Annotated in this window: 15 protein-coding genes; 6 read left to right on the top strand and 9 right to left on the bottom strand. The window is 72.9% G+C overall.

Annotated elements, in window-relative coordinates; genetic code table 11:
* Position 1 precedes the first annotated feature (1 nt).
* On the bottom strand, positions 2 to 670 hold the full coding sequence (locus tag DPM19_RS26840) for a TetR/AcrR family transcriptional regulator (protein ID WP_233510774.1): 669 nt from the start codon (positions 668 to 670) through the stop codon (positions 2 to 4).
* Between the two features lie 234 nt (positions 671 to 904).
* Between DPM19_RS26840 and DPM19_RS26845 the strand changes: the two genes are divergently transcribed.
* Positions 905 to 2,206, top strand: a complete 1,302-nt coding sequence (locus DPM19_RS26845) for a serine hydroxymethyltransferase (RefSeq protein WP_111870837.1) — start codon at positions 905 to 907, stop codon at positions 2,204 to 2,206.
* Here DPM19_RS26845 and DPM19_RS26850 read toward each other — a convergent pair whose 3' ends face one another.
* Positions 2,207 to 3,274 (bottom strand): hypothetical protein, encoded by a 1,068-nt coding sequence (locus tag DPM19_RS26850; protein ID WP_111870838.1) that lies wholly within the window; start codon positions 3,272 to 3,274, stop codon positions 2,207 to 2,209.
* A gap of 122 nt (positions 3,275 to 3,396) precedes the next feature.
* Between DPM19_RS26850 and DPM19_RS26855 the strand changes: the two genes are divergently transcribed.
* Positions 3,397 to 4,065, top strand: a complete 669-nt coding sequence (locus DPM19_RS26855; RefSeq protein ID WP_233510775.1) for a peptidyl-tRNA hydrolase — start codon at positions 3,397 to 3,399, stop codon at positions 4,063 to 4,065.
* A 4-nt stretch (positions 4,066 to 4,069) separates the two neighbouring features.
* Here the strand turns inward: DPM19_RS26855 and DPM19_RS26860 are convergent, their stop codons facing one another.
* The 3 genes from DPM19_RS26860 to DPM19_RS26870 form a co-directional block, all read right to left on the bottom strand.
* Positions 4,070 to 5,008, bottom strand: coding sequence for a hypothetical protein (locus tag DPM19_RS26860; protein ID WP_146779009.1), 939 nt, complete (start codon positions 5,006 to 5,008; stop codon positions 4,070 to 4,072).
* Positions 5,009 to 5,103: 95 nt separating this feature from the next.
* On the bottom strand, positions 5,104 to 5,316 hold the full coding sequence (locus DPM19_RS26865; protein ID WP_111870840.1) for a DUF397 domain-containing protein: 213 nt from the start codon (positions 5,314 to 5,316) through the stop codon (positions 5,104 to 5,106).
* A 22-nt stretch (positions 5,317 to 5,338) separates the two neighbouring features.
* Positions 5,339 to 6,157 (bottom strand): helix-turn-helix domain-containing protein, encoded by an 819-nt coding sequence (locus DPM19_RS26870; protein WP_199485303.1) that lies wholly within the window; start codon positions 6,155 to 6,157, stop codon positions 5,339 to 5,341.
* A 283-nt stretch (positions 6,158 to 6,440) separates the two neighbouring features.
* On the opposite strand from DPM19_RS26870, the gene DPM19_RS26875 reads away from it, so the two are divergent.
* Positions 6,441 to 6,737, top strand: coding sequence for a hypothetical protein (locus DPM19_RS26875; RefSeq protein ID WP_111870842.1), 297 nt, complete (start codon positions 6,441 to 6,443; stop codon positions 6,735 to 6,737).
* A gap of 72 nt (positions 6,738 to 6,809) precedes the next feature.
* Here DPM19_RS26875 and DPM19_RS26880 read toward each other — a convergent pair whose 3' ends face one another.
* From DPM19_RS26880 to DPM19_RS36505, 4 genes are all read right to left on the bottom strand, one after another.
* Entirely contained in the window at positions 6,810 to 7,973 is a 1,164-nt protein-coding gene (locus DPM19_RS26880) for an acyl-CoA dehydrogenase family protein (RefSeq protein WP_111870843.1), read from the bottom strand.
* An 89-nt stretch (positions 7,974 to 8,062) separates the two neighbouring features.
* On the bottom strand, positions 8,063 to 9,160 hold the full coding sequence (locus tag DPM19_RS26885; protein WP_158566908.1) for a lysylphosphatidylglycerol synthase transmembrane domain-containing protein: 1,098 nt from the start codon (positions 9,158 to 9,160) through the stop codon (positions 8,063 to 8,065).
* A gap of 170 nt (positions 9,161 to 9,330) precedes the next feature.
* Complete coding sequence (locus DPM19_RS36500; protein WP_233510777.1) at positions 9,331 to 9,783, bottom strand: ferritin-like domain-containing protein; 453 nt, start codon at positions 9,781 to 9,783, stop codon at positions 9,331 to 9,333.
* Positions 9,780 to 10,268 carry a hypothetical protein gene (locus tag DPM19_RS36505; protein ID WP_233510778.1) on the bottom strand — a complete coding sequence of 163 codons (489 nt, stop codon included), beginning with the start codon at positions 10,266 to 10,268 and terminating at the stop codon, positions 9,780 to 9,782. The genes DPM19_RS36500 and DPM19_RS36505 overlap by 4 nt, the downstream gene beginning before the upstream one ends.
* A gap of 214 nt (positions 10,269 to 10,482) precedes the next feature.
* On the opposite strand from DPM19_RS36505, the gene rimP reads away from it, so the two are divergent.
* The 3 genes from rimP to DPM19_RS26905 are packed head-to-tail and all read left to right on the top strand — an operon-like array spanning position 10,483 to position 12,454.
* Complete coding sequence (gene rimP, locus DPM19_RS26895; protein ID WP_111870846.1) at positions 10,483 to 11,112, top strand: ribosome maturation factor RimP; 630 nt, start codon at positions 10,483 to 10,485, stop codon at positions 11,110 to 11,112.
* 24 nt (positions 11,113 to 11,136) lie between these two features.
* Positions 11,137 to 12,147, top strand: coding sequence for a transcription termination factor NusA (gene nusA / locus DPM19_RS26900; protein WP_199485304.1), 1,011 nt, complete (start codon positions 11,137 to 11,139; stop codon positions 12,145 to 12,147).
* Positions 12,148 to 12,187: 40 nt separating this feature from the next.
* Complete coding sequence (locus tag DPM19_RS26905; protein ID WP_111870848.1) at positions 12,188 to 12,454, top strand: YlxR family protein; 267 nt, start codon at positions 12,188 to 12,190, stop codon at positions 12,452 to 12,454.
* Positions 12,455 to 12,565 lie beyond the last annotated feature (111 nt).

The raw sequence follows: 12,565 nt of genomic DNA on the forward strand, positions 1-12,565 counted from the left end.
TTCAGTGGACGCAGATGCCGTCGAAGAGGACCTTGAGGTAGTGGTCGGCCAGGTCGCCGGCGTCGAACGAGCCGCCCGGCTGGAACCAGCGGACGGTCACCCCGATGGTGTCGCGGATCATCCGGTAGGTCAGCCGGGCGTTGATGTCGGCGCGGAAGATCCCGGCCTGCCGGCCCCGCTCGATCTCGGCGAGCCACAGCTGCTCCACCTCGTTCTCGGCCTTGCCGAGATAGCCGAAGCGGGGCATGTCCCGTAGGTAGTTCCAGTCGTTCTGCAGCACCGTGACGGCGGCCCGGTGCGGTTCGAGGGCGTCGAAGCAGATGCGGACCAGCGCGGAGAGGACCTCGCGCGGTTCGCCGCCCCGCTCGACCACGGCCCGGCTGGACGCGGTGAGCTCGTCGAAGTACCCCGACAGGATCTCGTCGACGATCGACTCCTTGGAGTCGAAGTGGTGGTAGAGGCTGCCCGACAGGATTCCGGCCTCCTCGGCGATGTTGCGCACCGTGGTGGCCTGGAAGCCCTTCTTGGCGAAGAGTTCGGCCGCGAGCCGCACCAGGTGCTCCCGCCGTTCGGAGGCGAGAGCCGGAGATCCCTTGGTGCGCCGGCGGCCCGCCCCCGTGCCGCCCGCCCGGGCCGTGGACCGCCCGGAATTCGCGCTCGTGGTCGTCACCCCCTCATTATGCCGGGCTCGTCCGGCGGCCCGTCCCGGCCGCGTTGACATCACGTTACTTCCTGTACCAAGCGCTTGGTGTCCTGCGTTTCTCCTTGTTTCGTGACCGCGTGTACAACTCCGCGCCGGGACTGAGCAGCCGTGAACCCCTGAGACCGAGCTTGGCAAGATCACCCATAGCGTCCGTTGTGTCCCCTTACTTACGCTTTCCAGGCGTAAGTAAGGGGGAAGATCATGGACCAGGAGATCGCGCCGTGGGCGTCACCGGCCGCGCGGGCCCGGATCGCGGAGGTTGCCGCGGGGCTGACCGACCTCTCGCCGGGCGGCGTGCTGGCCACCGTTGAGACCGCGCTGCACGAGCACGCCCGGCAGTTCGACGACGAGGGCATCGTCCTGTACGCGGGCACCAACGTGCTCGGGCCCGCCGCGCGCCGGGTGAGCGAGCCGCTGGTCTCCGGACGGCCCAGCATGGGCTGGCCGGGGGAGAAGTACCAGGCCGGGCTCGACCACTTCGACACCCTGGAGGTGCTGGCCCCCACCCTGGTGGCCCGCGTGATGGGCGCCCGCTTCGCCGAGGTGCGCAGCCACAGCGCCACCCTCGCCAACCTCGCCGTCTACACCGCGCTCACCGAGCCGGGCGACACCATCGCGGTGCTGCCCGAGCGGGCCGGCGGGCACACCAGCCACCACGCGGTAGGCGCCCCGGGGGTGCGGGGCCTGCGGGTGGCGGACCTGCCCTACGACGCGGACGCCTACGACGTGGACCTCGCCGCGCTGCCCGGCTTCCTGGCCCACGAGCGGCCGAAGGTGGTGGTCATCGGCGCCAGCATGATGCTCTTCCCGCACCGGGTGGACGCGATCAAGGAGGCGGTGGCCGCCGCCGGCGCGGTCCTGGTGTACGACGCCTCGCACCTGGCCGGGCTGGTCGCCGCCGGGCGGTTCCAGCGCCCGCTGGCCGAGGGCGCGGACGTGTTGACGTTCTCCACCTACAAGTCCTTCGGCGGCCCGCCCGGCGGCGCGATCGCCACCGACGACCCGGCGCTGGCCGAGCGGATCTCGGCCGCCGTCTTCCCCGGCTTGACCGCCAACTACGACGCCGGCCGGCTCGCCCCCCTCGCGGTCACCGCCGCGGAGATCCTGGCCGACGGCGGCGCGTACGCCGACCGCTGCATGGCGGGCGCGCGCACGCTCGCGGCGGCCCTGCACGACGAGGGTCTCACCGTGGCCGGTGCGGACCGCGGCTTCACCGCCTCCCACCACGTCGCGGTTGACGTGAGCGGGCTGGGCGGCGGGCGGGCGGCGATGGCCCGGCTGGCCGAGGCGGGGATCTACCTCAGCGCCATCGGCCTGCCCCGGCAGCGCCCCGGCGAGCCCGACCGGGGGCTGCGCATCGGCACCCAGGAGGTCACCCGCCGCGGCCTGGACACGGGCGACCTGCGGCAGGTCGCCGCCTGGATGGCCGACGTGCTCCTGCGCGGGGCCGACCCGGGCGCCGTCCGCAAGGCCGCCGCGGAGCTGCGCGCCCGCCGGTCCTGATCAGGGCGGGTCGGGCGGGAGGGCCGCGGCGGCCGCCGCGGCCTCGGCCAGCCGGCCGCGCAGCGTCCGGACGAGCTCGTCGCCCTGCGCGGTGAGCCGCTCGATGGCGGACACCGCGAGGTCGTCCCGGACCGTGTCGGCCACCAGCTCGTCGTACTCGTGCGCCCGCTCGGCCAGCGTTTCGAGCTGCCGGTGCGCCCGCAGCGCCTCGTCCGCGGCCAGGGCGTGGTCGGCGTAGCGCTCCAGGGCCTCGATCCGCCGGGTGACCGCCCGGACCGACTGCTCCAGCTTCTCCCGCAGCGAGCTCACCGCCGCCTGGACCTCGGGCGGGACCGTGTCGCTCAGGAAGGGGTCCTGCTCGTGCCGCAGCCGGGCCTGGCGGGCCAGCACGCGCGCGATCTCCCATTCCTGGCGGGGCAGTGTGACGGCGTTGTCCACCGAGTCCAGCATCCCCTGCCGGTTGACCTCGGACTCCCGGACGGCCGCGATCGCCCGCTGCGCCCGGAGCATCAGCCGGCGGGCCTCCTCGTCGAAGTCCTCGGGACCGAGGGAGTGGTCGCGGCGCGCCCGTTCCACCCGGTCCCGCTGCCGGGTGTCGCGCATGTGCACGAGGAGGAGCGCGCCCAGGACGACGGGCGCGGCGGCCGCCGCCCAGGCCCAGGCCCACAGGGACATCCAGAGCAGGCCGAGGACGGCCAGCGCGGGACCGGCCTCGCGGAGCGGCGCGCGCCGCGTCCGCAGCGCCTCGGCCCCGCCGGGCAGCTCCGGGTCGACCACGCGGCGCAGCGGTTCCGGCCCGTCGTGGACGTGCTCGGCCGCCGGATTCTGTAACCGCCAGGGAGCGCCGACATTGGTCTGGAAGGCGAAGTCGCCGACCTCGACGACCACCTCGGCCGGGCCGTGCGGCAGCCGGCCCGAGCGGACGGTCTTGTCCCCGCCGGGACCGGTGAACCGGATCCACCAGCCACCGGCGGTCTCCGAGCACATGTAGCGGCCGGGTGCCACGTCGACGCCGACGAAGAACGTCCCCCTCCCCGGGAGGGGGTTCCTACCGGCCGTCACGGCCATTCGAGACCTCCGAGCGGAGCGGTGGAATCACCGTATTTTCCCTAGGATGCCGGGTGGCTTGTCCGAGTTATTGCAATTTCACAGGTTTCCTGGCTGGAATGTGGTGCTGGGATACTGCCGCCATGGTCGTGGATCCGCTGGGGGAGGTCCCATGGGCGATGCAACTCGCGGTACGGGCGGAGAAGGCCGACCCGCCCTCCCATGACGCGGTGTGCGAGGCCGCGGCGGCGGCCGTCGTCCGGCTGCTGACCGACGAGCGCGTGGTCGGCGGGGACGAAGGGGAGTGGGCCGCGCAGGTGCACCGGTGGGAGTCGGGTCGGATCCGCAAGGTCGCCCGCCGGGCCCGCGGCGCGCGCTGGCGGGCGGTGCTGGAACTGCCGGGGGTCACGGTCGAGCACGCCGGAGCCCAGGTCCGCGCGTTCGTCCCCGGCCCGGTCGACGACGTTCCCGCCGAGCTGGCCAAGCTCCAGGTGGCCGGGCTGGACCTGCCCGCGGCCGACCCCCCGGCCCCGCCGCCGGAACCGCCGTACGCGGCCCTCGCCCTCAACCCCGACGTCGCCATGAGCACCGGCAAGGCCGCGGCGCAGAGCGGTCATGCGGCGCACCTGCTGCTGCGCCGGGCCCCGGCGCCCGCGGTGGCGGCCTGGCTCGCCGCCGGGGCCCGGGTGCATCTCGTCCGGGGCGCGCCCTGGCGCGAGTGCGCCCGCCGCGCCACCGTGGCCGTCCGGGACGCGGGCTTCACCGAGGTGCCGCCGGGCACGATGACCGCGGTCGCCTGGACGGTGAGCTGAGCCATCAGGCCGGGGGCGGACCGGACGGTGGCGGACCGGACGGTGGCGGACCGGACGGCTGGTCGGACTGCCGCTGCCAGCGGTTGAGGGCGGCCAGCGCGATCTCCTGGGTGCGGCTCATGCCGGCGGGGGCGGGTGCCGCACCGGGTTCGGCGGGTGCGGGGGCGGGGGTGCGCCCCACCCGTACCTTGACGCTGAGCGCGTAGGAGACGGCCAGCAGCACCAGCAGGACCGCCAGGTAGATGCCATGCTCCAGCAGCCTGCCCATGCGGCCCGACCACAGGTCGAGCACGCAGAACACGGCGAACCCGGCGCTCCAGCCGAACAGCACCGGCAGGAACAGCACGTCCCGCCGCCGGACCAGCCCGGCCAGGGCGATCAGGACCAATGCCGCCTGGACCACCTTGGCCGCGACCAGCGCCGGGGTGGCCGCGCCGGCCGCGCCGACCGTGTCGCGCAGGTAGCCCGCCAGGTCGGCCCGGTGGTCGGACCAGCCGACCAGCGAGGCCAGCAGCGCGGTGAGCCCGTAGACGACGAGGAAGATCCCGACGGGGTAGTGCAGGCGGTGCCAGTTCTCACCCCGTGGTGGCACCGGCACCGGGTACGCGGGTGCCGCCGGCCCGGGTGCGGGCGACGGCGCGGCGGGCATCCCCTGCACCGGGGTTGGCCGGTCGGTGGGGCCGGCCGGCGGCGGTGTCAGGTGCTGGGTGGCGTCGGCCGCACCGGGCTCCGGTGGCGGAGCGATGCGCTGGGTGGCGTCGGCCGCGGCGGGTTCCGGGGGCGGGGCGTTCGGTTTCGGTGGCAGGGGGAGGTCCTGGCGGGTCACCTCGGACCCCCGGCGGGCCGGCCCCTGGGGCGGTCCTTGGGGCGGTCCTTGGTCGCCGGTCGGCGTCGCCCACGGGTCGTCGGCCGCGCCGTCCCGCCCCGAATCCGACATCGTCATGCCGTCACCTTCTCCGCTGATCGGTCGCCCCGTCAGCGAAAGATATCCCGGATCGCCGGCATGGATCGTGCCGGACATTCCCGTGGCGCGGGCGTTCAGTGCCGGGACAGGTCGAATCTGCCGCCCTTCACCTGGGACACGAATCCGAGCCACTGGGCGGCGGAGAACATCAGGACGCCGCCCGCCGGAAGTCTGCTGTCGCGGACGGCGACGGCGTCCGGAGCGGGGGCCAGTTCCACGCAGTTGCTCTGATGTCCGCTATGCGAACTTGTGCGCCAAAGCGTCATGTTCACCGTAAAGGGTGCCATTCCTGTACCTTGTTGGAGTAAATCAGCGAAGTTCGTCCGCCACGCGTGCGATCAGCGCAAACGAGTCGTCTGGGCTGAGGGAAGCCGCGTGGATATGGTCGAACACCTGCCGGTACAGGCCGATTTCGTGCTCACTCTCGAAACAGATACCACCCAGCAGATGTTCTATGCAGACGATATCCGGATCGGCGGGATCGGGGAACTCCAGGAGCGCGAAGGCGCCCGCCACCGCGTGATGCGCGCCGTATGAGAACGGCAGTACCCGCACCTCCACGTTGGGCAGTCGCATGGTTTCGAGAAGGTGCTCGACTTGGTGGAGCATCCCCTGGCGGCCGCCGGCCACCCGCCTGATGACTGATTCATCCAGAATTGCCGAGAATTCCACCGGCTCTTCGGAGGTGAGAATGCGCTGGCGTTCCAGGCGCGCCGCGACGAACTGCTCGGCGGCGTGCACGTCGCGGGCGTAGGGGTCGCGGTCCATCAGCGCCCGCGCGTACTCCTCGGTCTGGAGCAGACCGGGCATGATCTGTGCCTCGTAGGTGCACAGCCGCGTGGCGGCGGCCTCCAGCCCGATGTAGGTGAGGTAGTCCTTGGACAGCACGCCGTCGTAGCTGTTCCACCAACTGCGCTCGCGGGCCTCGCGGGCGATGGCGACGAGATGGTCCATGTGCCGCCCGTCCACCTCGTACACGGCGAGCAGGTCGCGCACGTCCCGGGGGTGGATGCGGACCCGCCCGGTCTCCATCCGGGAGATCTTGGAGGGCGAGCATTCCAGGCGTGCCGCCACCTCTTCGCAGGTCATGTCCACGGACTCGCGTAGCCTGCGCAGTTCGTTGGCCAACCTTCGACGCCGAATGGTCGGACTGTGCGGGGTGGGCATCGGGGGCCTCCCTCCGATCGTGGTGCGGGAGTTCGGTCAGGGGTCTCTCAGAGGTCTCTCGGCGGTCCGTATACCACCGATTTGTGGTGAAACGCGACTGCGCAACCCTCCCAGTCTGCTCTGCGGATCCGAGCAACGGCAAGCAAAATTTAATGTATTACTTTACGCGGGCGGCTTGCAGATCACGTCATGGCCGATAATGCTGAGTTCCGTCGGGCCGCGCGCTTCATGGAAGTGATCGAGGATGACGCCTGACGATACGGGAACAGCCGCGTGGGCGCAGACGCGGATCGATTATCTGGAAAAGCTCGGCGATGAACTCGTCAATCGCGGCTTCCGGGTGCGGATCACCGTGCCCCGGGGGCAGCCGCCGAGCCTGCACGTGATGAACCCGGACGCATCGGCACTGACGGAGAACATCCTGGTCGAAGCCGGCGCGGAGGGTTGGTGGTACTGGTGGTCGTGGGCGGAGCGGATCGCCACCGCCGACGACGTCATGGGCGCGGCCGACCGGGTCGCACGGGTCCTGGCGGTGAGTTGAGGACGGTGATCATGCAGGTGGCACCCCGGATCGAGGCGCATCTGCATGATCACTTCAACGGGTGTCCCGCCCTCACCCGCGCGGCTCGCGCGGCAGGCCGAGAGTGCGCTCGGCGATGATGTTGCGCTGGATCTCGCTCGACCCCGCGTAGATCGTGTCCGACCGGCTGAACAGCAGCAACCGCTGGGCGTCGGACAGGTCATAGGGGGCGCCGTCCGCGACCAGACCCGCCACCCCCCGGACGTCGACGGCCAGCTCGCCCAGCCTGCGGTGCCATTCCGACCAGTAGAGCTTGGCGATCGACGCCTCCGGTCCGGGCTCTCCGGCCGACAGCGACCGCATGGTGCGCAGCGCGTTCAGGCGCATGACGTCCAGTTCCATCCACGCCCGGGCCAGCCGGTCGCGGATCAGCGGGTCCCGGTTCGCGCCGCTGCGCCGGGCCGCGGCGACCACCTCGTCGAGTTCCCGGCGGAACAGGATCTGCTGCCCCAGCGTCGAGGCACCCCGCTCGTACCCCAGCGTCGCCATCGCCACCCGCCAGCCCTCGCCGGGAGCGCCCAGGATGTCGTCCGCGGCGGTCTTCGCGCCGTCGAAGAAGACCTCGTTGAACTCGCTGGTCCCGGTGGCCTGCACGATCGGGCGCACCTCGACGCCCGGCTGGTCCATCGGCACCAGCAGGTAGGACAGCCCCCGGTGCCGGGTGGAGCCGGGCTCGGTGCGGCACAGCACGAAGCACCAGTCGGCCACGTGCGCCAGCGACGTCCAGACCTTCTGGCCGTGCAGCACCCACTCGTCGCCGACGAGCTCGGCCCGGGTCCGCACCCCGGCCAGGTCGGACCCCGCCGAAGGTTCCGAGTACCCCTGGCACCACAGTTCCTCGCCGCGCCGGATCGGCGGCAGGAAGCGGCGCTTGTGCCGCTCGGTGCCGAAGTCGATGATGGTCGGGCCGATCAGCCCCTCGCCGATGTGCCCCACCCGGTGTGGGGCTCCGGCCCGCGCGTACTCCTCGAAGAAGGCGACCTGCTGCTCCAGGGTCGCGTTCCGCCCGCCGTGCTCGGCCGGCCAGCCCAGGCAGGTCCAGCCGGCCGCGCCCAGATGCCGTTCCCAGGCCAGGCGGATCTCGTGCCCCTCGTGCTCGCGGCCGGGACCGCCCAACCCGCGGGCGGCGGCGAACTCGCCTGAGAGGTTCTCCTCCAGCCACCGGCGGACCTCGGCCCGGAACTCGTCCTCGCCCATCGCGGCGACCGCACCTCCCAGGTAGCACCGACCGGGGATGCTAACGCGGGGCCGGCCGGGCCACGGGATCCGTCCCGGAGGCCGGGACCTCAGCCGAGGCGGCGGTACGTCCCCGCGTACGGCGCGAACACCCCGAGCGAGGCGAGCCCCGTCCCCAGCGCGCGCGGCAGCGCGCGAAGGAGGCGGAGCACCGGCTCCGGCATCCCGTGCAGCAGCAGCCAGGCCAGCCAGCCGGCCGCCAGCACACCCCAGTGCGAGACCAGCCGGTAAAGGATGATCGCGGCTCCGGCCGGTGCGGCGGCGACGCCGAACGCCAGCAGCGCCGCGAGCATGCCCCCCTCGACGGCGCCCAGACCGCCGGGCAGGATCGGCAGCACGCTGCCCGCCGCCTGGGCGGCGAAGTAGGCCAGCGCGACCACGTGTGGAGGGACGTCGAGGCCGACCGCGCGGGCCGCGGCGAACAGCGCCAGGATCTCCAGCAGCCAGTTGGCGAGGGCCAGGGTCGTGAGCGCCCCCCACGCCCGCGGGCTCAGCCGCAGCGCCGCCCAGCCCGAACGCAGCCGGTCCACCTGGGGCGCGATCCTGGGGTGCCGCAGCACCGGCCCGAGCAGCCGGCCCCGCCACCGGAGCAGCGGGACGGCGGCCACCGCCAGGGCGGCGAGGCCCAGCAGGACCGGTGTCCGGGACGCGGGCTCGGCGAGTAGCGCCGCCAGCGCGACCACCGTGTAGGCGACCGACGTGACGACCCCGCCGATGAGGATCACGGCTGTTGCGAGTTGGGCGGAGGCCCCGGCGCCGCGCCACTGCCGGAAGGTGTAGACGACACTGACGGCCGGGCCGGCGGGCAGCGTGGTCGACAGTGCGTTGCCCGCGTATGTCACCGCGAAGGCCCGGCGTCGTGAGATGCCCACCCCGCCGCCGCGCAGCAGCCCGTGCTGCAACCAGGCGAACGCCCCCATCGACCCCAGTTCGGCGAGCACGAGGAGTGCCAGCCAGCCGGGCTCGGCCCGGGCGGCGGCGGCCCGGACGGCGTCGAGATCGGGCAGCTTGTCGGCGAGGAGCACGACCGAGACCACCCCGACCAGCAACAGCGACAGCTTGAGGACGAATCCGGGGGAGAGCCCGGGGGAGAGGTGGAGCCGACGCTTCTCCACGGCGTGCCCCCGCACCGCCGTCACATCCACCACCGGCTTCACCTTCCGTCGACCCGCTCAGCGCAACTCGCCGCCTGGTCAAGGCATTCCCGGGGCCGGGTTGCGAAACCGCAAAGAGGGTCCGGGTGCCAGGGGTGCCGAGTGGCGAACCGCCCGTGCCCAGGGGGCCGCCTCCGCGCCGGGCGAGGATGATTACGATTCGGTCACTGGCCGGGCAGCGGGGAGCGGGCCGCGTCGCCGAGCCCGGGGAAGGCCGGCCCCGGTGCGCGGCCCCGCCAGCGCACCGACCGGGCGACGGCCTCCTGCATGGCCTGGGCGGCGAACCCACGCAGGCCGGGCTCGTCGACGCCGGCCAGGCCGAGGTAGCCGGTCGTCACCGCGTCCTCCAGCGCCGCGCCGAGCCGCGCGCCGGCCTGTGCCGAGGTGACCTGTACCGGCAACCGGTAGGCGGGGGACGCCGCGACCGGTGCGGCGCGGCGCTCGGTCAGCAGCGCCACCAGCCGGTCGCGGGCCGCCCGGTGGGCCTCCCACAGGGCGCGCGCCCGGCGCCGCTGGTCGCCCTGGGAACGGGCGCCCAGCACCCCGTACCCGTACACCGCGGCGTGCTCCGCGGCCAGCGCCGCCTGCAACGCGGCCACCGTGCGCGCGTCGTTCACCGGGCCGCCGCCAGCGCCGCGGCGTGCCCGGCCTCGCAGGCCCCGATGCTGGCGAAGAGCTGGGCCAGGCCCGGGCCGACCCGCTGCACCGCGTCCGCCCGCTCGTGCGCCGCCGCCTGCTCGGCCGCGCGCAACGCCGCCAGCGCCGCCGCGGGCGTGCCGGGCGCGGCGGGCGGTACGGGGGACGGGGCGGGACTGCTCGGTATGGTGCCGGGGCGCCGGTGTGCACGGAGCACGGACAGGTGCTCGCGGTGATGTGCCAGCAGCGGGTCGATCCGGCCGGCCAGCCCCCCGTGCGAGCCGCGCACGGCCTCGTACAGCGCGATCAGGCGTTCCTCGGCGGTGACGGCCGCGGCCAGCACCGCCACGTCGGGGGCCGGGGCGGGTGGCGGCGGCGCGGGCTCGGAGCAGGCCGCCAGCAGCCCAGGGAAGGCGGTCGCGGCGACCCCGCCACCGATCCCGCCGAGCAGTGTGCGCCGGCGCACGGCACCATTCCCTGCGGGCAAACGTGTCTCCTCGGACATCACGCGGCCGACCGGGCCCCAGCATCCCACAGGCGGTCGAGGACGTGCCCGCGTCGGGCCCGGGCCCCGGAACGCACGGTGCCTGCGCCCGAACGGCCGTCGCGGCATCCGGCTGTCGATAGGCTTGAAGAGTTCGATCGCCGTGAAGAACGCGGCCCGGCCCAGAGGAGGTCCCATGAGCCACGCGCCCCGCCGTGGTCGCGCTCAGCGGGATCATGACGCAGCCCCCCAGGGCCGAACAGGGCCGAAGGGCGCCGACCGGCGGCATGAGCGGTCCGCGCGCACGCCCGCTGAGACGGCGAACGCGCTGTCCGAACTGTTCGAGCCCGCCGTCGCCGCCCAGGGCTTCGACCTGGAGGAGATCGACGTGCGCCCGGCGGGCCGCCGCCGGCTGGTCAGGGTGGTCATCGACGTCGACGGCGGGATCGGTCTCGACGACATCGCGACGGTCAGCCAGGAGCTGGCGCGGCTGCTCGACGACGGTGACGTCATGGGATCCGCGCCGTACGTGCTGGAGGTGACCTCGCCGGGCGTCGACCGCCCGCTGACCGAGCCGCGCCACTGGCGGCGCGCCACCGGCCGCCTGGTCCGCACGGCGCTCACCGCGGGCGGTGAGATCGAGGGCAGGGTGACCTCCGTCGACGACGGCGGGGTCCTGTTCGCGATCGCCGCCGGACGCCGCGGGAATGGTCAGACCACGACACGTCGGCTGGGCTTCGAGGAACTGGGCCGGGGCCGCGTGCAGGTGGAGTTCCGCAGGCTCGACGAGGCCTCAGATCAGCCCGCCGCCGCGGACGAGGATTAGAGGGGGAGCCTCGTGGACATTGATATGACCGCTCTGCGCAGCCTGGAGAGCGAGAAGGACATCTCGCTCGACCTGGTCGTCAAGGCCATCGAAGACGCCTTGCTGATCGCCTACCACCGCACCGAGGGCGCGGCGGCACGGGCCCGGGTGCAGCTCGACCGGAGCACCGGCCACGTCACGGTGTGGGCGGCGGAGCTCGACGAGGAGGGCAATGTCCTCCGGGAATACGACGACACGCCCGGTGGTTTCGGACGTATTGCGGCGACCACGGCCAAGCAGGTCATCCTGCAGCGGCTGCGCGACGCCGAGGACGAGCTCAACTTCGGCGAGTACGCCGGCCGCGAGGGTGACATCGTCTCGGGCATTATTCAGCAGGGCAAGGACCCGCGGAACGTGTTGGTCGACCTCGGCAAGATCGAGGCCGTCCTGCCGCCGCAGGAACAGGTGCCCGGCGAGTCCTACGACCACGGCGAGCGGCTGCGCGCCTACGTGGTGCAGGTCCGCAAGGGGCATCGCGGTCCCTCGATCACGCTGTCCCGGACGCATCCCAACCTGGTGCGCAAGCTGTTCGCGCTGGAGGTTCCGGAGATCGCCGACGGCACGGTGGAGATCGCGGCCATCGCCCGGGAGGCCGGGCACCGGACGAAGATCGCCGTTCGTTCCCGCAAGCCGGGCGTGAACGCCAAGGGGGCCTGCATCGGCCCGCTCGGCAGCCGTGTCCGCAACGTGATGACCGAGTTGCACGGCGAGAAGATCGACATCGTCGACTGGTCCGACGAGCCCGCGTCCTTCGTGGGCAACGCGCTGTCGCCCGCCCGGGTCAACAGCGTTGAGGTGGTCGACGCCGAAGCCCGGGTGGCCCGGGTGATTGTGCCTGATTATCAGCTTTCGCTGGCGATCGGGAAGGAAGGGCAGAATGCCCGGCTTGCCGCGCGGTTGACCGGTTGGCGAATTGATATCCGTCCAGACACGGAACGGGCGGAAGATCCGGGATCGGCCAGTACGGCCGGTCCCGCCGACGCCTCGGCGCGGTAGACTCGTGTCACGTGGCCGGGCGGTCCCACTGCGTACTTGCGTGGGCTGCCGGGTTCGCACGGTCAAGTCCGACCTGCTGCGCCTGGTGGTGGTCGAGGGCGACATCGTCCCCGACCCTCGCGGGCGGCTGCCGGGACGGGGTGCTTCGTTGCACCCCGACCTGGGATGTCTCGAGCTCGCAGAGCGTCGTCGGGCGTTCTCCCGGGCGTTTCGCCTGGCGAGGCCGCTCGGTACCGATGTGCTGCGAGAGCACCTCGGGGCAGGGCCCGCGCACCCCGCGCGGCAGGATGGCAATGGCAAAGGTTAAGCGACGTCTAGTCGGAAGCAGGTCGAGATTGCTATGAGCGCTCGATGAGCACGCCGCGATGAGTACGGCAGGTTAGCGACGGTCCGGAGGCCGCCCCCCGGACCGAGTTAG

It is taken from the genome of Actinomadura craniellae (assembly GCF_003289645.1).
Taxonomy (GTDB): domain Bacteria; phylum Actinomycetota; class Actinomycetes; order Streptosporangiales; family Streptosporangiaceae; genus Actinomadura_D; species Actinomadura_D craniellae.